This is a genomic window from Rhodanobacter sp. C05, assembly GCF_002001165.1.
Taxonomy (GTDB): Bacteria; Pseudomonadota; Gammaproteobacteria; order Xanthomonadales; family Rhodanobacteraceae; genus Rhodanobacter.
Map to the genome: position 1 here is coordinate 60,526 of NZ_MUNQ01000022.1, position 19,858 is coordinate 80,383.

The following is a 19,858-nucleotide window of genomic DNA, read 5'->3' on the forward strand; positions in this document are numbered from 1 at the left end:
TGTTACAGCGCTTGGCGCCTCGATCGTGCCAGTGAGTCCGCCACCACCCAGGCTGCGCCAGTCAAGGCAATATTCAGCGCGTTCTCGCTCAAGATCCAATGACTTGAGGGATTGGCCGCCAGCATCGGCCCGTGCACCAGCAGGGTGAAGGACGCGTACATCGCGGTGAGGATGATCGCAGCAAGGCGTGCACGCACGCCCGTCAGGATCGCAACACCCGCAGCGATATGGCCAAGCCCGGTCGCATACGCCCAGAACACTTGCGAAGGCGGCAGCCATTTGGGGACCAGCGGAGCAGTGAAATTCATATAGACAAAATGCGCGCCGCCGAATACCAGTGCACAAACCCCGAATGCCAATTGGCCCACGCGTGTGAGGCGTGCGGCCAGAGCCGCATCGATCCTTGCGTTGGCCGCATAGACGATCAACCCGCCGGCTGCGATCGCGACCTGCTCAGCAAGGCTTTCGTAAGTGCCATATTCGGCGAAATGACCGAGCGCCGCGTGGCCATTCATCAGGATGACGACGATGAGTGCGTAGTAGGCGGTAAGTCCCGCGGCGCCCCAGACCACGGTCCGACGCCACTCGACGGCCGCGCCTGCAACGAGCATGAATGCCGCAGCGACATAGGCCAGCACGTCACGGCAGGGAAAGTCCTTGGGTACCGGCTGCCCCGTGTCGAAGGTTCCCCATGCCAGACAGAGCACGCCCAGCGCCATCACGCCCAGGCCGTAGACACGCCAACCGAAGGCCCCCGTGGCTTTTTTCGCGGTCATGACTCCTCCACCTTCGATTGCGAACACGCAGCCCGAGCAATGATCAGGCCTGACCATGCCAATGGTAAGACTGACCGACCCAGGAAAAGGGAGATGATCCCTTTATTCTCCACACTTGCAATGATCTGTTGCGAATGATGTGTTCCGACGCCCTCCCTTCCGTGGGAAAGTCGCCACGACACGAGGCAAAGCACGCCTCCGGAAGATGATTCCGAATTGACAGGCTCGCCGACCTAGAGGTTTGCAAGCAAGCGTATCGTTGCATCGCGCTCGGCGTTCGGTCCTGCTTCGACTTCAGCAAGCGATGCTTTCGCCTCGGCACGAAGCCGATCTGCAGCCGAGTGGTCGCCAAGCGAAACGTCGACGCGCGCAAGGTCGGCCTCGGCGTGCGCAACCAACATGGTCGTGTTCGGCATGATCGCATTGGCTGCCGCGAGGGCGCCTTCAATTTGCGGCTTTGCGTCATCGCTGCGACCGAGAGTCTGCAGAATGTCGCCGAACAGAAGACGCGCTCTGATCGCCTTGTCGGAACCCTGGTCCGCCAGTTCGGTGTAGATCGCGACAGCCTCTCCGGCAAGTGCAGCTGCGCGCTCGCGGGCACCGCTTGCAACCATGAGTTCGGCTTCGACGGTGAGCGCGAAAGCTACATCCGGATGCGCATCACGATGCAGTCGCCGCGCTTCCGCAAGCGCGTTGTCGGCCATCATTCGAGCTTCGTCGAAGCGACCACGCGCAACCAGGATTTCAGCCAGACATGCGTAGTCGTAGCTGCGGCCGTTGTCGCCATAATCCGTGCCGAGCAGGCGCTGCTTGCGGTCGATGGCATTGCGAAAACCTGCCTCCGCTTCAGCGTAAGCGCCCTGTCTGAAACGGATCCGCGCCAGATTGCCGAGGCTCACCGCCTCGTTGAGTGATGCGGCCGGCGCAAGCGGCTGATCGACCGCAATCGCCTTCGTCAAGAACGTATCTGCCTCGTCCAGCTTGCCTTCGAGTACGAGCACGTTGGCAAGATCGTTCAGATGCCAGCCCACATGAACATTCGGGCGCGCGTACGCGCTGGCGTCGATGTCGAGTGCGTCGCGCATGAGCTGCTCGCTCTCACTGTAGTGACCGAGCTGGATCAAGGCCGAGGTCAGGATCGTCATTGCGTCGGCGACATCGGCATGTCGTGTGCCAAGGTGGCTGCGCTTGCGCGCCAGCGCTTCGCGCAACAGCGGCTCCGCCAGACCGGGATGGCCGGCATCCGTCAGGATCCAGCCTAGATTCGTCACCGCCTCGGTCAGCGCATCGCTGTCATCAGGCAGCACGCGACGTGCGAGCGTGAGCGCCTTCCGGCCAATGTCGATTGCTTTCGCCGATTCGCCGATTCGCTCGTCAAGCCCAGCGAGCCATGCGAGCGCCTGCACTTCTTCCGGTGAATCACGGTTCGGGCCTGAATCGAATGCTTCGATCGCGCCCTGCAGCCGCAACGTCGCATCGCGAACGCGGCCGAGTTCATCGGCCTCTTTCGCGAGCAGGTATTCGACGTGCAGCGTACGCCTGTCCGTCACGCCGAACTGGACCTTCGCCAACGCAGCAGCTTCTTCGAGCGGCTGCTGTGCACGATCCGGATGGCCGCTGCGGCGCTCAAGATCGCCCACCAGCGCGAGAATCTCGACGCGCAACGCGGGCTGCATCGCGAAATTTCGATCGGCGCGCTCGCGTCCGTTCGCAAGCAGCTCCTCGGCGGTTTCGTTCGTCTCCGTTCCATGCGATGCGCTGTCGAACAGGCCTTCGAGGAACGCTTTGAGTGCATCAGCGCGCTTTGCTTCGCCCACGGCGGCGAGCGCCTGCGCATGTGCCTCCTGCGCCGCGAGACGCGCAAGATGCGCTTCATGCAGGCCAACCGCTGTCGCACCGGCGAGGATCGTCGCGATCACGGCGCCGGTCGAGACAGCCAGCGCATGCCGTTTGGCGAACATGAAGATGCGATATGCGACCGTATCCGCTCGGGCCTGCAACGGCCGGCCGTCGAGGTAGTGCTGGATGTCCTCGCGCAGCGCAGCAACGCTCGCATAGCGGCGGATCGGGTCCGGCCGTGTCGCCTTCTGCACGATCGCGTGAAGATCGATGCCGAGTTTTCGCCGCAACGCCTCGTCGTCGAACGCAGGTGCTTTCGCATCAGTTCGTTCGTCGATACGGCGCGGCTGCAGACCGCAGAGCAACTGGACCAGCAGCATACCGAGTGCGTACACATCAATCGCGGTCGTCGCGATATCGCCGGCAAACTGCTCGGGAGCCGCGTACAAGCGAGTCAGACGTCGCGCTTCGGTGCGCGTCTGCTCGCCTTCGCCGGTCAGGAGCTTGGCGATGCCGAAATCGACGAGCTTGACGCAACCATCCGCGCCGACGAGCACGTTGCTCGGTTTCAGGTCGCGATGCACGATCAGGCTGCGGTGCGCATGCTCGACCGCCGCAGACACGTCGATGAACAATGCAAGACGTTCACGCATGGCCAGACCACGCCGTTCGCAATGCGTGATGAGGTCGTCACCGGCGACGAATTCGAGTGCAAGGAACGGTGTGCCCGTCGGCGAGAAGCCCGCGTCGAGCAGCTGCGCAATATGTGGATGCTGCAGCCGCGCAAGAATGCGCTGCTCGCGCAGAAAGCGCCGACGCTCATCGGCGTCATGAACGTCGATGCGCAGCAGCTTGAGCGCGACCGTCTGCGGACCGCCCGGCAATTCGCGCTCGGCCTCGAATACGCTGGCCATGCCACCCGCACCGACGAAACGAAGTACGCGATAGCCTGAGATCGCTGGCAGCGCATCAGACGGGTCGTCGACTGGCGCCGGCAACCATTGCAGCATGCCGCGCTCGAGTGCTTCGACACCTGGCGCATTGTCGAGCGCCTGCGCAACGAGTGCACGCAGCGTCGCATCTGCGCAATGCCTGCGCAGCCAGTCGGCCCGCCCCGCGACGGGGACCTCGAACAGTCGATCGATCAGCGGTTCGATCTCGTGCCATCGTTGAGCAAAGTCCAGAATCATCGGCAGCACGCATTCCCGTTCTGAGATACCTCTATAGCGTAATCACACCGCGAATACCGACATGAGCTCACCCATCCGAGACCAGGCAGGCGGACAGGAACGTGCGTGCCTTCAGCCAGTCACGCTCGATCGTGCGTGGATTGACACCGAGAACCTCGGCGATATCCGGGCTCGAAAGATCCGCAAATAACCGCAGCTCGGCGACGCGGGCAAGGCGCTGATCCAGGGCGGCGAGCCGGCTCAAAGCCTCGTCGATCGCCAGTACGTCGATGATGTCCGATCTCGCCTCTTCAGCCATCATCTCCGGTGCTTGACGTTTCTGCGCCTTCTTCCGTCGCGCGTGGTCGATCAGGATATGGCGCATCACCTGGCTGATGTACGCATACAAATGCGCACGATCGGGAAACGTGGCCTCACTCTGATCAGCCAGCTTCAGATAGGCCTCGTGGACCAGCGCCGTCGTCTCGAGCGTATGCGCTGCTTCATGCGCCCGTTGGCGGCGCGCGAGACGACGCAAGGTCGCGTAGATCTTCGGAATCAGTGCGTCAAGCGCCGCGGAATCGCCATGCGCGGCGCGCACGAGGGCTTCCGTGACCTGGGGATCGGCGTTCATGCGCACTGCGGGTCTGGCCACTGCAACCGGCAGTGTTGCGGAGGAAGCCATTCCGATCGTGTCGGTACAGGCGCCCTTTTTGCGCTGTAAGGAGAGATGGCGAAGTCCAGGACGGCCGCAGGCTTTCGGAGTGCCATCACCCGTCTCATCCAAACAAGGATTGAAGTCATGTCAAATCATCGCTCTTCGTATGGCCGGCTCACAAGAGCCGCTGCTCTGTGGGCCCTTGTCCTCGTCGGCTCCGCCGGCGCTGCCGTTGCGAACGCCGGAACCGGCGCGACCCCATCGGTGCCCGGCACGGCAGCGTCCAGGCCCGCCAGCAGCCCGGGGACCTACACCTATCAAACGCTCGACTACCCCGGTGCATCGCTGACGATCTTCTGGGGGATCAACGATTTCGGCGAACTGGCTGGTCAATACAGCATCGCTGGCGGTACATCACACGCCATGGTTTATCGCCATGGCCGGTTCGAGCAGCTCGATCCCAAAAGTGTGCTGGGCGAGTACTTCAGCGCCGCCGGCGGCCCCAATGATGCCGGCACGATGTACGGTGGTTATGCCGATGCGTCAGGATTGCAGCACGGCTTCGTGACCCATGGAAACCATGTCGAAACGGTCGACTTTCCAGGCCACCTCAACTCGAATGTAGACGGCCTCAACCTGTTCGGTGCGATAGCCGGCGTGTACTGGGACGCCGACGGGATCTATCACGGGGTATTGCGCCGCGGCCAAGGGCTCGATACGCCAATCAACGTTGCTGGCGCGCTCGATACCTATCCGCTCGGCATCGACGGCAACAGTGAAATCGTGGGCTATTGGGATACCAATCCGGCCCAGCCCCATGGCTTCTATCGCAGCGCAAACGGACAGCTCGTGACGATCGACGTACCGAATGCAACCAGTACGGTCGCGTTCGCGATCAATGACCTCGGCCAAATTGCCGGCTATTACTCGGACGCATCCGGAGCCCTCCATGGCTTCGTGAAAACACAGCAGCAATTCCAGAATGTCGACGTGCCTGGAGCCACGGCGACGGTTGCGACCGCGATCAACAATTTCGGCGTGGTCGCCGGCGAATACTTCGACAATGCCGGCAATCGGCACGGATTCACCGCAACCCCGGTGGTGAAGTCGCGACAGAACTGATGAAAGTGAAGGCTCCGCATGGACGCGGAGTCTTCGTCACTCTCCAGCTGAACGTTTCGACTTGACGTTTCCGGAAGGAAAGCCCGAAACCCTGGTCATGGCCCAGTTTTAGGGAAATTCGACTCTGTCCCTGACTTGGAAAATCGGTCTTCGGAACGTCTCCACTCTTTAGTCCACTTGCGAATTCGGCCCCCTGTAGGCAAAAAAGAGCAGGCCTTCCACGGCAATGGAGGATGTCTCCAACCCCTTTGCTGCAGTTGCATGGCGCATCTACATATATGCGCCACTCACACCGATCTTCGCACCTTTGCCAAACGGACCATCGTCTTCATCGTCGCCAATCTCGTCCACTGGATTCGGTGGCAACCAGTCAGCGCGATTGGCCCATGTTGCCAGCGTGACGCCGAAATGGGTGAAGACATCATGCGCCAGGCGATAGAACCCTTTGTCGGTGGTGCCTTTGCCGAATGTTTCGGTAGGCAACATATTCCCCGAACCACCGCCATCGAAACCAACGAGCTCCCCGGAATCCATGTAGATGGGACCGCCCGAGTCCCCGGGACGATTGTGCCGCTCGCTGAAAATATAAGTTTTGTCGAGCATGTCCGCGATGGAAATCACGCCGAACTGCTGGTTGTAGGCAAATTTGTCAACATCTATTTTTGAATAAGCCTCGGATTTCTGACCGCAATGCCACACCATAAGATGCATAGCCTTAAGCTGTACCGGCAACTCAGCATTCCTGGCCTTGACTGCACGATAGGAAGACGGATCAAACACGCTCCGGAAAACCAGATCTTTGTCGTTCCTGCGAACAGCAAAGGCCCGATCTTTCAGCTTGTGAGCCACGTTGTCATCCAGCTCGACCAAGGCTGCATCGAGCTCTTCATTGTTTCTGGCCGGAGGCATGTCCGGCGTAACTTCCCGGACGAATCCGACTTTCTGGTTCTTTTTGAAAACCGCATCCCCCACATCTCTGAAGGCATGCCTTGATACGATCACGTAGAGCTTTTTGGGGCCGCCGCTCTTGAAAACAAAACATCCAAGGGTCGCCTGTTGTTTGCCATTGGACAGGCAGCTTCCGATTCTCATTTCGAATCCCTCCTGTGCTGAATGATCTTTCCGTCTACCCGATCACATTGGTGCTTCGATCGCTCTACGGCGCTGCACACCGTCAGAAAACCTGCTTCACCGGTAAAAGCGCGTGCCCGCTCCCCTTGAATCCCCCGTCCCCAGGAATCGTCCTCACCATCGCAAATCAGAAAACAAGGAACTCTGATCCTGAAGTATCCGGTTACCTAGCGAAAGTGCGCCCGGCACCACATTTCACCTTCCGCTCTTGACTGGCTAAAACAGCGTGCAGCCCCCACACTCGGTGAGGACCTTGGCCTCGTGGGTTTCCTTGTTGACCCGGCCGGAGTGTCGGAGCTGTTCTTTCTTCAGGGCGCCGTCCCCGCGACCTTCCTCAAGAGTGGCCCAGATGCTGCTCGCGCGGTCATCTCCCACGTACTTTTCGACCGTGGCGCCGTTGTGCAACCGGCTGAGTTCAGCCGTCCATTCGTCGTAGCTTCCGACAAATATCTGCGGCTTTTCATCGTCACGCCCGGGCTTGTAAAACTGACCAATGGTGGAGTCCACCATCACCGGATTTTCTTCGTCGGACCACTTGAGGCTTACCGCCTTGTGGTCCTGGTGGTAGCCCTTGATCATGACTATCTTCAAGGAGGCTTTTGGAATGGCGTCGGGATACAGTCGAACGACGGTGTCATGAAGCCGGCGCGACATGGCATCACACGATCCAGGCTCATTAGCTGACGCAGCGCGTCGCCCAGGTATGCAACTTCTCGTCACTCGATCGAGGCATGTCGCTCTCCACGTGCGCAAGGAAGCGGCATCCTACTCCCTGCCCGGGGGCCTACGGCAAGTGAAAAGTCGTGGCTCCTGCCCGCCCCTGGTGTGCTTCAGCTCGTCAATTCACCGTCTGAATATGCTGTGTGGGCGCCAACCACTAAACCGGTTCAGAGTACAGCCTTAGATAAAACGCGCTTGACACCATTGTGGAAGGCTCAAAGATATTCCTGCCAATAGAAAAGTCGCTGACGCCTTTCCCTAGACATTGTCCAGGAGCGTCGCGGACGGGACGAAAAACAGGGATCCGGTGACGGCCTTGCTGAAATCCAGCAGGCGGTCGTAGTTGCCCGGCGGGTTGCCGACAAACATGTTGGTGAGCATCTGCTCGGTCCGGTCCGGGGATCGCGCGTAACCGATGAAGTAGGTACCGAACTCACCCTTGCTGACGTCGCCGAATGGCATGTTGTCACGCACGATCTGCAACTGCTCGCCATCCTTCTCGATGTTGGTCAGGACATTGTGCGCATAGGGAGCCTTCGCAGCATCGGTCTGTTCGATGTCCGAAAGTTTCGCCCTGCCGATGATGTTTTCCTGCTGCTCGACCGGCACCGTGTTCCACGCCTTCAAGTCGTGCAGGTACTTCTGCACGATGACATAGCTTCCGCCAGCAAAGTGAGGATCCTCGTCGCCGATGATCGCGGCGTCGATGGCATCCTGGTCCACGGGATTTTCGGTGCCATCGACAAAGCCGAGCAGATCGCGCTCGTCGAAGTACTTGAAGCCATGCACTTCATCTGCCCTTGCAACGGCGTCGCCGAGGCGGGACAGGATCTGGGTCGCCAGCTCGAAGCACAGGTCCATGCGCATGGCACGGATATGGAAAAGGATGTCCCCCGGCGTGGAAACGGCGTGGTGCTTCCCCTTGATCTCGCGGAACGGGTGCAGATCGCGGGGTCGCGGCTGTCCGAAAAGTCGGTCCCATGCGTCAAACCCGAAGCCCATGATGCAGGACAGGCGACCGTCAGGATCACGGAAACCTATGGCGCGTAAAAGCGACGACAGGTCACCACAAAGCGCTCGCACCGGCTCTTCATGTTGAGGTTCAGGGTTCAACGTCACCACGAGAAAAATCGCGGCGCTCGTCAGCTTGGCAACAACCGGCTGCGGAATGACGGAAGACACGATCCACCCCCTGTGATTTATTTCCTCCAGTATGCCTTCGCCTTGATGAAGTTCCAAAACAAGCCGGCATCGATCTCCCCGACACCTCTTTGATATGGTGAATGCCGGATCAGGATCGGCGGATACCGCGTCGGTGACTCGCAATCCACTTCAGCCAGGGTGCCAAATGGAAGGCACTCATAAGCGCATACATCAGCACCATGCTGCTCAGCGACGAGGCACCGTGCACGGTCGAGCAAAGCATGTCCATCGGACCGCCGCCAAGGACACCCGTCAGCAATGCCATGAGGGCGAACGTCGGCGCTGCCGCCAGACCCAGCCAGCCGGCTGCGCGGAGGGATGCCGCATCACCGCCTTCATGACCGAAGGCAGCGTGGACATCTGCGCCGGCATGTACATCGCTCACGTCATCTCTCTTGTCATGAAGCACTGTTCCACCCCGCCAGGACATGGCTCAACCCTTGCCATACTCGTCGTGGCGACGCCACCAGATGCCCGTCTCGTTGCGCCCCCTGGGAGCACGGTCGAGCCATGGATACATGCCCCAGACGCCGTCCACTCCGCGCGCGTAGGTGGAATAGGTGTGGTACACGACGCCATCCTCGAGCACGAACGCGCTCATGCCCGGCCGGTCGCGTGCATAGGTGGCTGCATCGGTTCCGCAGGTGGCGGCAAACTGGGCGACGGGCTCCGGGACCGGCGACGCGTCCATCGCATGGCCGCCGCGCTCATAGTTGTATTCGACGCTCCCTTCGCGCTGCTGCTCCTCGGTAAAGGAGACGTTGAAGTCGAAATTGAAGTCGCCGCCGTTCGAGGACGCCCAGGGAAACGTCCACCCCATTCGACGCTTGTAGGCCTGTAGCGTTGCCAGCGGCGCGCGCGAAACCGCCGAGAACATCACGTCATGGTTGATCAGGTGGATGGCAATGCCGTTGAAGCCGTCGGCGATCGACGAACAGGAGGGGCACCCAGCCTTGTAGTCGGGCCCGAACATGAAGTGATAGACCAGCAGTTGCGAACAACCGCGAAACAGGTCGGCCAGCGTGACGCTGCCTTCCTCGGTCTCGAACCGGTAATCCTTGTCGACGCGCACCCATGGCAGCGCCTGCCGCTGCCGTGCCAGCTCGTCGCCGCGCCGTGTGAACTCTTTCTCGGCCTGAAGCAGCTCAAGCCGCGCTGCCATCCACTCTTCGCGTGTTCCAGTCTTGTATTCGGTCATCGCTGCTCTCCTTTTCAAACTCAGGCTGCGACCGGTGCGTTGCGCACGTAGCCAGCCGTCTGGTTGCGTAACGCAGCTTGGAAGGCGGCCCGCGCCTCGCAGCGTTTGACGTAGGCATCGAGTATCGGGAATCCGGCCACCAGATCCGTATGCCGGATGAACCTCAGCACGGTAGTCATCAGAATGTCGGCCGCCGTGAAACAGCCAAGCAGATAATCGCGACCGTCGAGCCATGCGGAAAGCGCGGTCAATCGAGCCATCACCTCGTCGACCGCGCCAGCACGTCGCAGCTTTGCCCATTCTTCGCCCTGGTGCAGCACGTCCAACACGAAAAGATTCCAGATCGGCAGCTCGACGGTATTGAGCGCCGTGAACATCCAGGTGAGCGTTTCAGCGCGCCGGCCGGCAGGCATGAGCGCTTCGCAATGTTCGGCAATCGCATAGACGATGGCACCCGATTCGATCAAGGTCCCGTCACTGGATTCGAGAACGGGCACCAGTCCGAAAGGATGTTTGCGCCGATAGGCATCGGAGTTCCGTTCCTCGATGCCGACCCATCGGCTTTCATAGGCAAGCCCTGCCTCTTCGAGCGCCCAGCGCACGCGCAGATCACGCACCAGCCCCTGTGCAAAAGGCGGTACCCAGCTGAAGCCCCACACGGCGATCTTGTCCATCTCGTTTCTCCTCACATGCGTGTCATGTCGGTGCCGGTTGTCTCCGGCACGTTGGTTGGTGAGCGTGGGATAGACTGCAGCCGGGCCATCGAAGGATGGGAGTGACAAGTGTGGCGGGATTCAAAAGGCTCGCTGAAATGAGCTCGGTCAAATGGACTCGCTGATCACGGCTGCGGCACGCGCGCTTGCGGCGGGTGACCCGCTCGGCGCCCTGAAGCGGGTCGCCTTGCGCGACGATGCGCCTGCACTCGCACTGCGCGGCATCGCGATGGCCCAGCTCGGCGATTTTGCACGGGCGAAGGCGCTGCTGCGCCGCGCTGCACGCGCCTTCGGCCCGCGCGAAACGATGGCCCGCGCACGCTGCGCCGTCGCCGAAGCCGAGATCGCGCTCGTCTCGCGCGACCTCGGCGAGCCCACGCAGGCACTCGATGCCGCGCGAGCCACGCTGGAAGCCCACGGCGATCACGCAAACGCTGCGCATGCGCGCTATCTCCAGGCCCGACGCCTGCTGTTGATCGGACGTCTCGACGACGCCGAGCGCACGCTCACCGAACTCGATCCGGCCACGTTGCCACCAGCATCGCGCGCCTCCTGCGAACTGGTCGTCGCGGGCATCGCAATACGTCGCCTGCGCACGGCAACGGCGCGTGCCGCACTGGTTCGAGCCGGAAAGGCAGCGCGCCAGGCCGGCATTCCGGCGCTGATGGCGGAAGTCCAAAACGCCTTTCACGTACTGGAGCTGCCCGCCGCGCGCCTGATCGCCCAAGGCGATGAGCGACTCCTGCAGCTCGACGAGGTCGAGGCCTTGCTGGCCTCCACCGCGTTCGTCGTGGATGGGTGCCGTTACGTGGTGCGCGATGCGCGTTCGGCCATCTCACTGGAGCGGCGCCCGGTGTTGTTCATGCTGATACGGATCCTGGCCGAAGCATGGCCCGGCGATGTACCGAGGGCCACACTGATCGCGCGGGCCTTCCGCACCAGGCATGCCGATGAGTCGCATCGCGCGCGCTTGCGGGTCGAAATCGGGCGTCTGCGCACGCTGCTTCGCACGGTGGCCGACATCAGTGCGACGAAGCAAGGCTTCACCCTGGTGCCGCAGCATGCCGGCGAGGTCGTCGTGCTGGCCCGGCCCGTCGACGACGCGCATGCGGCGGTGCTTGCCCTGCTCGCCGACGGAGAAGCGTGGTCGAGCTCGGCCCTGGCGCTGGCACTCGGCACCAGCCAGCGCAGCGTGCAGCGGGCACTCGATGCGCTGGCCACCGCAAGCAAGGTGGACGCGTTCGGTCGCGGCCGCGCCCGCCGCTGGATGACTCCGCCCGTGCCGGGATTCCCGACAAGCTTGTTACTCCCCGCGCCCTTCCCCGGCGACTAGGATGGATGCATGAAACGATCAAACGCCGAAATCATCAGCGAGTACGGTCCCTTCCCGGGTATCGACGACGTGCATGGCGTCACCTATGACGGCAAGCGCGTCTGGTTTGCCACCGGCGATGCACTGGCCGCGTTCGATCCGGCCAGCAAGGAAGCGCCGCGCACGATCGATGTCGCCGCGCACGCGGGTACGGCCTTCGATGGCCGCCACCTGTTCCAGATCGTCGAGAACGACATCCAGAAGATCGATCCGACGACCGGCCGCGTGCTCGCCACCATCCCGGCGCCAGGCGCGGGTGGCGACTCCGGACTCGCGTGGGCCGAGGGTACGCTCTGGGTCGGACAATACCGCGACCGCAAGATCCATCAGGTCGATCCCGAAACAGGAGCGATTCTTCGCAGCATCGCGTGCGACCGTTTCGTCACCGGCGTCACCTGGGTCGATGGCGAGCTCTGGCACGGCACCTGGGAAGGCGACGAAAGCGATGTGCGACACATCGACCCCGCTACCGGAGAAGTGCTCGAGAGCCTGCAGATGCCAGCTGGTGTGGGGGTATCGGGACTCGAATCCGATGGCAGCGACCGCTTCTTCTGCGGCGGCGGACGCAGCGGCAAGATCACCGCCATCCGCCGACCCAAAACCCGGGCCGGCTCACGCTGACACCTTAAGTTCTTCATGCCAGGCGCCACCAGGGCAACCATAGCGGGGAATGCTTCGCTCCCGCCCGTCCATGGCTACACTGGGTTTCACGAAGAATGCAAGGATCACGCGATGCGTTACCCAAGGACCATTTCCGGATCAATTCTTGCCGCCGGCCTGCTGGCAGGTTCGTTCGCCCTCGCCAACACCACGCCACAGCGGCCAGGTCCGCAGTCCGACAGCACTGCAGCCGGAACCACGTGGCGAATCGGCGCCGTCAAATCACTCTCCGCACTGCAGGATGCCGATGCCCTGATCACAGCCGGCGCGCTTGCGCAGAACCTGTCGGGTGACGCAGGCAAATCGCTGAGCCTGCTGGATCGCGCCACGGTCATCGCACCTCAGGCCGCGGATATCGGTCTGCTTGATGTGATCCAGTGCGGTACACACCCTGGCTGCGACGCGCTGAAGCGGGAGGCACGTGTACGCAGCATCGATCCGCACAATGGCGATGTATGGATGGCCGAGCTGCATGACGCCTCCACCCATGCGGACCTGGCGCGCATCGACGAGGCTCTCTCGAACATGGCGCGCTCCACCCATTTCAATTTCTATTTCGCGTCGCTCGGACGACGCTTCATTGCCGGGTTGAATCGTGTCCCCACACTACCGGACGATCCGGCGGACCGCGCCGGCACGCCCGAGGCACGACGGCAGGAGCAGGCGATGAGCATGGTTGCCGCGCTGGCCATGCCGGCATTGCAGGATCTGATGCATGCCTGCCAGCCTGGCTCAACGGCCGGCGATGCCCGCCACAAGACTTGCCGTGATATCGCGACCTCGATGGAGCATGGCGACACCATGATTGCGAACTTGGTCGGCCTGCGGCTGCATGAATGGACCGCACGCGACGCCGGCGATCGTGCCGAGGCCGTGGCGCAGCGCCGCCGCCTGCAGTGGCGGATGAATCAGCTCAGCGCGATCGCGGGAACACCCGCGTTGCCGCCGACGAAAGAGATCGCCACCATGCTGGCGCATGAGCGCGAGGTCGACAGCATCGACGCCATGCTCACCGACGCCGGCAGGCCGCTCGATCCGCCGACAGGCTGGCAACCACCGCAACCGCAAGGTGCACGCCCTCCGTCCAGTCCATGAGCCATGCGTGCCATGGCGTGACCCGCGCCATGGCACGCGGAACAAGTTGCCGCCATTGCTGCACGCGTAGCACAAGACGGTTGATCGTCATGCTGATTTCGCGGAGGGCAGTTCGTCAAATAGTGGAGAGCACCGCGCAAGCCGGCTACGGTCGAAACCTGGTCGGTCCACATGCCGAAGACAAGAGGTCGCCATACCTTTCAAGGATGAAGTGACGCGACGGCCGCGCGGGCAATATCCGCAAACAGGGCATCACGCTGCGCGTCCGAAGCATGCGAATCGGTGAGGAAGGCAGCAACGATCACCGTGTGACCGTCCGGCCCACTCAGAATGCCGATGTCGTTGTATGCAGCCGTCCGGCCATCCAGTGAACCCGACGTGCCTGTCTTGTCGGCAAGACCAACTCCTTGCGGCACCCCTGCCCGCAAACGGTTGGGAATGGTTTGGGCAGCCATCAGGCCGAGCAGATATTGCGTGGAAGCCTGCGTCAGCAGCTCATTGTCATGCAGCTTGCGCAGGAACCCGACAGCGGCATCCGGCGTACTTCGATTGGTCGGAGCATCAAGAAAAGCCTTGAAGCCGCGACGATAGCGTTCGAGCGATGCCTGTGCGGATTCCTTCACCGGCATCTCCTGCCCGGGCCCCAGGTCCTGAAATATCCGCGCCACTCCAGCCTCGTCCATATCCACTCGCATGCCATCGATGCCATGCGCGCGCAGGAACGCAGTAACCACTTGCGGACCACCGACGACCTTCACCAATGCATCCACGGCCGTGTTGTCGCTTTCGCTGACCGCGGCTTTCAACAACTGTTCGACCGTGAACGTCATCCGCTCGCCGCGGAAATGCGCACCGATCGATGGCACGGCCGATCCACTCAGCACATCCGCACGGCTCACACTCACCTGCTGTTGCAGCGAGAGCTTGCCTGCATCGACACGCGATAGCACCGCAGCGGCCACCGGCGCCTTGAACACGCTCATCATCGGAAAGGCCTGCCCGGCGTTGACGCCAGCTTCGGTACCGCTTTGCAAATCAAGCACGGCAACACCCAATGTTCCTGGACGCGCCCGCTGCGCCAGCGCATCAAGTTTCTGCTGCAGCCGGACATCCGGCGTTTTCGTCGCGGCAGCATCGAGCGCTTTCGCAGATGGAGTCATGCAGGCGAACGACAGCGCGAGCATTGCCGCAGCCATGGTAGAGCGACGAGTATTTGGGCGGTCCATGGGGCGTTGCCTTGTCGAGGGAGAACCAGCGCAATCTTGCACACGATTATGGCGGAGCCATGGCCCATCGCTGGCCAAGCCTGGTCGCCCGCCTCACGTTCGTTGCAGGCGGTGTTTTCCTGCGTTCGAGTCCGGAAGCGTTTCTGGCCTTAGACTGTCCCGCTGAGCCTCTGGAGATTCCGCATGCGCAGCCTGGACTTCAGTTCGTGGCATACGCTTCTTTCGACCCTGCTCGGACTGTCCGTGATCACGCTGCTTGGCGTTGGCATACGCCTGTTGGCGATGCAGGCAATCCAGCAGCGGCGTGAACGCGAGAACCGCCAGATCAACGAACGCCTGCGCACGCTCATTGCGGCTTACAAGACACTGGGCGGTTCGTTCAGCGGCAATCTCACGGTCGACCCCAGCCACATGCGCGATCTGCGGCAACGTCGCGAACAGGCACTTGCCGACGCTTCCAATCCTGCCTCAACCGAAAACGCCATGCCGGCTTCAACCTCTGCCGCGCCATTGTCCGGTGGCGAACGCGCACGACGGATACGCGACGCTGTCGAGGCTGCCCTGTCCGACATCATTCTTCTCGGCACGGAGGATCAGGTGCGCCTTGCCGCAAAGGCTGCCACCGAACTGGCCGAAGGGCGCCCTACCCACACCGCTGAACTGGTGACATCGCTGCGCGACTTCATCCGCCAGGTGCTGGACCTGGAACCCATTCCGGCAAAACTCTCCATTCCCATGCAGGGACCGACTCGCGTCGCCGCAACACGCGGCAAGGGCGAAAACGGTGACAAGGGCAATGCCGGAGGTGGTGGCACAAAGGGCAGCGGCGGATCGGGTGGCGGCATGGGTGGCATGGGTATGGGCGGAAGCCAACTTGGCGATGACGATACCGACCATCATCACTAGCCATGTCTGGCTCGATGGATTCACGATCCGGGGAGGCGCTGCACCATGAGCCTGATCGACAAGACTGCTGCAGTGCCTTCATCGACCGATGAAATGGTTCAGCCCATCACTGTGGCCGAGCGCATTCACGCCATCGACATGCTCAGGGGCATTGCCTTGTTCGGCGTGCTCGCGGTAAATCTGGTGGGCGAGTTCCGGGTATCGCTGTTCCAGCAGTTTCTTCCCGCAACGCCCTTCCTCTCGTCGCTCGACGGTGCAGTAGAGAACTTCATCTCGATCTTTTTGGAGATGAAGGCGTTTGCGCTGTTCTCGATGCTGTTCGGCGTGGGGCTGGCCATCCAGTCGGAGCGACTTGCGCGCAGCGGTTGTCGACTGCGTCTGCTGGTACGGCGCCTGGTGGCCTTGCTCGCGATCGGCCTGGTACATCTGCTGCTGATCTGGAACGGCGACATCCTGACCGAGTACGCCCTGGCCGGATTCGTGGTGCTGCCGTTGCTATGGCTGCCCATCTGGAGCACGGCACTGGCCGCACTCGGGCTGCTCGCGTTCTATGTCGCCATGCCGGCCCTGTCCCTCCCGATCCCCTGGCCTTCCATGGTCTGGCTGCAACAGCATGTGTCCGAGGCCAATCACGTTTATGCCACCGGTTCGTACGGACAAATCCTGCGTTTCAGCTGGCACGAACTGGCTTGCATCCTGCCACTGCACGAGTTCGTGTTCCCACGCACCTTGGGGCTGTTCCTGGTTGGCATGTTGGCGTGGCGTTCGGGCGTGCTGCGGAACCCGCGTCGGCACCGTGGCCTGCTGCTTGTCGTGATCGGCCTCGGTTTGCTGGGAATGCTATTGAATTCACCGACCCTGACGCAGGCGATTGCATCCTGGGGCCTGCCACCCGCGACGAGGCCGTGCCTTGAAAACGCCGCAGGCATCTTCATGGGACTTGGCTATGGCGCATCGGTTATTGCGCTGGTCGAGTTCACTCGTGCCCGGAGCATCCTTCAGGCATTCGCGCCGCTTGGCCGCATGGCATTCACCAACTATCTGATGCAGTCCCTGATCTTCGGCTGGGTGTTTTTTGGCTATGGACTTGGCTATTTCGGCCGGCTTGGTGCGGCCGAGACCCTGCTCTTCGGCATCATTTTCTACGCGTGCCAGATGGCTCTGAGCGCCTGGTGGCTGCGCCGATACCGCTTTGGGCCCATCGAGTGGTTGTGGCGGACGCTGATGTATGGGGTACGCCAGCCGATGATGGTTTCCGCTGCAACACGATGAACTTGGCTGCCGGACCCGACGGCATGTCGATCCCGCATGCACTCGTTCGTCGCAAGTAAGAAGGCGGCCATACCGGCCACTGCCGAGGAAACAGCCATGTCCTACATCGATGGTTTCGTGATCGCCGTACCCAACGCCAACCGCGAGCAGTTCATTGCGCACGCCAGCACCTTTGACGCCATTTTCATGGAGTTCGGCGCCACACGCGTGGTGGAGTGCTGGGGCGACAACGTGCCCGAAGGCAAACTCACCGATTTCCGGCGCGCCGTGCAGGCAGAGCAAGACGAATCCGTGGTGTTCTCGTGGGTGGAATGGCCCGACAAGGCCACCCGCGATGCCGGCATGGAGAAATTCATGAAGGATCCGCGCATGGCGGCCGCGAGCGACTGCCCCTTCGACGGCAAGCGCATGATCTTCGGCGGTTTCGTGCCGGTGGTAAGCCTGCCCGCGTAGCTAGGCAAGGTCGCTCCATCCACCCATTCGCCCTGCAAGACTGAGGGCTGATCCTCTGCAACGGAAACCATCATGGCTACCGACACCATCCGTCTCCATCGCGTGCTGCGCGCTCCGCCCGAACGCGTCTACCGCGCCTTCCTCGACGCCGATGCGATCGCCAAGTGGCTTCCACCGAACGGCTTTACCTGCAAGGTGCATCAGCTCGACGCACGCATCGGCGGAAGCTACCGGATGTCGTTCACCAACTTCTCCACCGGCAACGGCCACAGCTTCGGGGGCACCTACCGTGAGCTCGTGCCGGGCGAGCGCATCCAGTACAACGATCGTTTCGAGGACCCCAACCTGCCCGGCGAGATGACCACCACCATCACTCTGCGTGCCGTGTCCTGCGGCACCGACTTGCACGTGGTGCAGGAAGGCCTGCCCGAGATGATCCCGGTCGAGCTGTGCTACATGGGCTGGCAGGAATCGCTGGTACTGCTCGGCAAGCTGGTGGAGCCGGAAATCCCGGACTGACCAGCGCTACGGAGAACCGCGGCATGCTGACCGTCGATGCTCACATGCCTTGTCGATACCGTTACCGGCTGGAGACAGCCGTATCAATAACGGGAGTCGGCGCAGACCAGCCTGCCAGTCACCCAGCTGACAAGGGCAGGTTCATTTATCCATTCGCGGTAAATGAACCTGCTCTCCCTTGTTCCTGGAGGTATCCCTAGTTGTCGTGTGCCGCGTGCATGCGGCGGATGCGCACTGTGCTGCCACCCTCATAGGTCACCACGTAGGTGGAGCCTTCATGCGCCTGTTGCGCCACGTGCACGGGGTCGGCCTGGATGGCTTTCTGCAGATCGTCCTGGTGAAACGCCGCCAGATCGCCTGCCGGAATCAGCATCAGGGGCGGGCTGATCTGCTGGAAGCTGGTGAAGTGGCCACCGCACTTGGTTGTGTTGGACTCGAACTTGAGCCAGCCCTGGCCGCAGCTCGCGCCGGATACTTCCGGCAGGCGCTTGAGCCAGATGAAATACTTGTTCTCGTGGGTGATCCAGACCCGATTGCGTCGGGTATCGTCGCCGCCGATATCGTCCGACTTCCACAAGCGGACCAGCGAAGCCTTGTGGCAGTCGGCTGATGCGCATTCCTGCAGCACGAGGTACTCATTGTCCTGCAGATGGATCGGCTCGATGCTGAGGATATCGTCCTTCACCAGCGCCTGCGCCGGGAACACCACCGAAGGCATGCGCGGATCGACCCTGAAGTCGCCGGAGATCAGATAGCCGCCGTGTTGCGATGAGTACGCTGGCGCAGCGACCTTGACCGCAGGCAGATTGGTTTGCGCCGAGGCAACCAGACTCGCCAGGGCCAGGCTACCTAGCCATGGGGTGCGCGCGTGTTTCATCGGTCCCGTGACTCCCTTGTCCCTAGAAATCGATACCGCCTACGACCGGGCCATTTTCGCCCTCTGTGAACCAGAAACGACTGCCGCCCCCGGCACAATGAAGTACATAGCCGACATTCGGTCGCGCGTTCAATTTCAAATGACCGGTGAACGATACCGTGCCCACTGCATGGAAAATAGTGAATTTGTGTTCACCCGGCGGCACATAAGACACCGGGTTGGGCATGGAGAGCATTTGAGCCGTTCTCAAGCCATCGATAGCCACGATTTCAACAGGGCCTGAACCGAACGAATCGGGCTGACAGATGGGCTCAGCGAGAATTTGTGCCTGTTGGCCACGCACAGCACCCGGAGCGACATAAGCGACCTTGGTCATGGCACACGCCGGAAGCAGCAGGGCAAGAGCGATGACTGCCCACGGTTTGACTGATTTCATTTTATGGATACCGGAAAAATTATTATTGATGCGAAGCCACTTCATGAAAATGCTTCAAGTCATCGGAATCGGCGTGGCAGCCTGCTTTGTCCCATTCGCACCTTCAGTCACCCATAACCTGACGCTGTATGCCCCAATCGCGTGGTGAATGTAATAAGTCGCACCTGCTTTTGCATCGACGGAGAACCGTCCATCCGCATGCACGCTGGCATGTGCAAACCTCACCGTGAAAGTGTGATGGCCCGGAAGCAGATACAGCTCATTCGACCATTTCCTTACATCCCAATAGCCGTGAAGTTGCTTGCCATCGGCGTCGATGAAAAAGATGTATTGCGCATCACTGCTACGACCGGCGTGTACATCGTCCGAATCGCCGATGAAGTGTGCCGCCTGTGACAGGTCCTGCCCGCGCGGTATGAATTTCGTTTCAGCCGAACACCCACAAAGCAGCAATGCGGCGACAACAAGCGGCGCAACTATTTTCACGGATATTCTCCCGGTTTCCGCATGAGT

21 protein-coding genes are annotated in these 19,858 nt (G+C 61.5%); 8 read left to right on the forward strand and 13 right to left on the reverse strand.

Going from position 1 to position 19,858, the window contains the following annotated elements:
• Window positions 1–2: 2 nt before the first annotated feature.
• The 3 genes from B0E51_RS17330 to B0E51_RS17340 form a co-directional block, all read right to left on the reverse strand.
• Window positions 3–776: a DoxX family membrane protein gene (locus tag B0E51_RS17330; protein WP_168172676.1), complete on the reverse strand. Its 774-nt coding sequence runs from the start codon at window positions 774–776 to the stop codon at window positions 3–5.
• 233 nt (window positions 777–1,009) lie between these two features.
• A complete protein-coding gene (locus B0E51_RS17335) occupies window positions 1,010–3,805 on the reverse strand; it encodes a serine/threonine-protein kinase (protein ID WP_077446135.1) in 2,796 nt (931 codons plus the stop codon).
• A gap of 67 nt (window positions 3,806–3,872) precedes the next feature.
• Window positions 3,873–4,418: an ECF-type sigma factor gene (locus B0E51_RS17340; protein ID WP_168172677.1), complete on the reverse strand. Its 546-nt coding sequence runs from the start codon at window positions 4,416–4,418 to the stop codon at window positions 3,873–3,875.
• A gap of 168 nt (window positions 4,419–4,586) precedes the next feature.
• Here B0E51_RS17340 and B0E51_RS17345 point away from each other — a divergent pair, with 168 nt between their 5' ends.
• Window positions 4,587–5,564 (forward strand): hypothetical protein, encoded by a 978-nt coding sequence (locus B0E51_RS17345; RefSeq protein WP_143525986.1) that lies wholly within the window; start codon window positions 4,587–4,589, stop codon window positions 5,562–5,564.
• Window positions 5,565–5,834: 270 nt separating this feature from the next.
• Here the strand turns inward: B0E51_RS17345 and B0E51_RS19365 are convergent, their stop codons facing one another.
• From B0E51_RS19365 to B0E51_RS17380, 6 genes are all read right to left on the reverse strand, one after another.
• Window positions 5,835–6,656 (reverse strand): hypothetical protein, encoded by an 822-nt coding sequence (locus tag B0E51_RS19365; protein ID WP_143525987.1) that lies wholly within the window; start codon window positions 6,654–6,656, stop codon window positions 5,835–5,837.
• A gap of 255 nt (window positions 6,657–6,911) precedes the next feature.
• Entirely contained in the window at window positions 6,912–7,274 is a 363-nt protein-coding gene (locus tag B0E51_RS17360; RefSeq protein ID WP_143525988.1) for a hypothetical protein, read from the reverse strand.
• Window positions 7,275–7,673: 399 nt separating this feature from the next.
• A complete protein-coding gene (locus B0E51_RS17365; RefSeq protein ID WP_077446141.1) occupies window positions 7,674–8,597 on the reverse strand; it encodes a Dyp-type peroxidase in 924 nt (307 codons plus the stop codon).
• A 109-nt stretch (window positions 8,598–8,706) separates the two neighbouring features.
• Window positions 8,707–9,003: a hypothetical protein gene (locus B0E51_RS17370; RefSeq protein ID WP_174570697.1), complete on the reverse strand. Its 297-nt coding sequence runs from the start codon at window positions 9,001–9,003 to the stop codon at window positions 8,707–8,709.
• Window positions 9,004–9,051: 48 nt separating this feature from the next.
• Window positions 9,052–9,816, reverse strand: coding sequence for a DUF899 domain-containing protein (locus tag B0E51_RS17375; protein WP_077446143.1), 765 nt, complete (start codon window positions 9,814–9,816; stop codon window positions 9,052–9,054).
• Window positions 9,817–9,836: 20 nt separating this feature from the next.
• The gene (locus B0E51_RS17380) at window positions 9,837–10,490 is read right to left on the reverse strand and encodes a glutathione S-transferase family protein (RefSeq protein WP_077446144.1); all 654 of its coding nucleotides are present in this window, start codon (window positions 10,488–10,490) and stop codon (window positions 9,837–9,839) included.
• Between the two features lie 151 nt (window positions 10,491–10,641).
• On the opposite strand from B0E51_RS17380, the gene B0E51_RS17385 reads away from it, so the two are divergent.
• The 3 genes from B0E51_RS17385 to B0E51_RS17395 all read left to right on the forward strand — a co-directional run bounded on the left by B0E51_RS17385 (window position 10,642) and on the right by B0E51_RS17395 (window position 13,656).
• A complete protein-coding gene (locus tag B0E51_RS17385) occupies window positions 10,642–11,862 on the forward strand; it encodes a helix-turn-helix domain-containing protein (RefSeq protein WP_077446145.1) in 1,221 nt (406 codons plus the stop codon).
• A gap of 9 nt (window positions 11,863–11,871) precedes the next feature.
• On the forward strand, window positions 11,872–12,522 hold the full coding sequence (locus tag B0E51_RS17390) for a PQQ-binding-like beta-propeller repeat protein (RefSeq protein ID WP_077446146.1): 651 nt from the start codon (window positions 11,872–11,874) through the stop codon (window positions 12,520–12,522).
• A gap of 111 nt (window positions 12,523–12,633) precedes the next feature.
• Window positions 12,634–13,656, forward strand: coding sequence for a hypothetical protein (locus B0E51_RS17395; RefSeq protein ID WP_077446147.1), 1,023 nt, complete (start codon window positions 12,634–12,636; stop codon window positions 13,654–13,656).
• Window positions 13,657–13,856: 200 nt separating this feature from the next.
• Here the strand turns inward: B0E51_RS17395 and bla are convergent, their stop codons facing one another.
• Window positions 13,857–14,882 (reverse strand): class A beta-lactamase, encoded by a 1,026-nt coding sequence (gene bla / locus B0E51_RS17400; RefSeq protein ID WP_077446148.1) that lies wholly within the window; start codon window positions 14,880–14,882, stop codon window positions 13,857–13,859.
• 183 nt (window positions 14,883–15,065) lie between these two features.
• Between bla and B0E51_RS17405 the strand changes: the two genes are divergently transcribed.
• The 4 genes from B0E51_RS17405 (at window position 15,066) to B0E51_RS17420 (ending at window position 18,032) form a co-directional block, all read left to right on the forward strand.
• Entirely contained in the window at window positions 15,066–15,788 is a 723-nt protein-coding gene (locus tag B0E51_RS17405; protein ID WP_077446149.1) for a hypothetical protein, read from the forward strand.
• Window positions 15,789–15,833: 45 nt separating this feature from the next.
• Window positions 15,834–17,060 carry a DUF418 domain-containing protein gene (locus B0E51_RS17410; RefSeq protein ID WP_217333124.1) on the forward strand — a complete coding sequence of 409 codons (1,227 nt, stop codon included), beginning with the start codon at window positions 15,834–15,836 and terminating at the stop codon, window positions 17,058–17,060.
• Between the two features lie 96 nt (window positions 17,061–17,156).
• Window positions 17,157–17,513: a DUF1428 domain-containing protein gene (locus tag B0E51_RS17415; protein WP_077446196.1), complete on the forward strand. Its 357-nt coding sequence runs from the start codon at window positions 17,157–17,159 to the stop codon at window positions 17,511–17,513.
• Between the two features lie 72 nt (window positions 17,514–17,585).
• Window positions 17,586–18,032 carry an SRPBCC family protein gene (locus tag B0E51_RS17420; protein WP_077446150.1) on the forward strand — a complete coding sequence of 149 codons (447 nt, stop codon included), beginning with the start codon at window positions 17,586–17,588 and terminating at the stop codon, window positions 18,030–18,032.
• Between the two features lie 196 nt (window positions 18,033–18,228).
• On the opposite strand, the gene B0E51_RS17425 is transcribed toward B0E51_RS17420, so the two are convergent.
• Genes B0E51_RS17425 through B0E51_RS17435 form a run of 3 tightly spaced genes read right to left on the reverse strand, consistent with a single transcriptional unit; the run spans window position 18,229 to window position 19,831 of the window.
• Window positions 18,229–18,909, reverse strand: a complete 681-nt coding sequence (locus B0E51_RS17425) for a hypothetical protein (RefSeq protein ID WP_077446151.1) — start codon at window positions 18,907–18,909, stop codon at window positions 18,229–18,231.
• A 22-nt stretch (window positions 18,910–18,931) separates the two neighbouring features.
• The gene (locus B0E51_RS17430; RefSeq protein ID WP_077446152.1) at window positions 18,932–19,390 is read right to left on the reverse strand and encodes a hypothetical protein; all 459 of its coding nucleotides are present in this window, start codon (window positions 19,388–19,390) and stop codon (window positions 18,932–18,934) included.
• 9 nt (window positions 19,391–19,399) lie between these two features.
• On the reverse strand, window positions 19,400–19,831 hold the full coding sequence (locus B0E51_RS17435) for a hypothetical protein (protein WP_077446153.1): 432 nt from the start codon (window positions 19,829–19,831) through the stop codon (window positions 19,400–19,402).
• Window positions 19,832–19,858 lie beyond the last annotated feature (27 nt).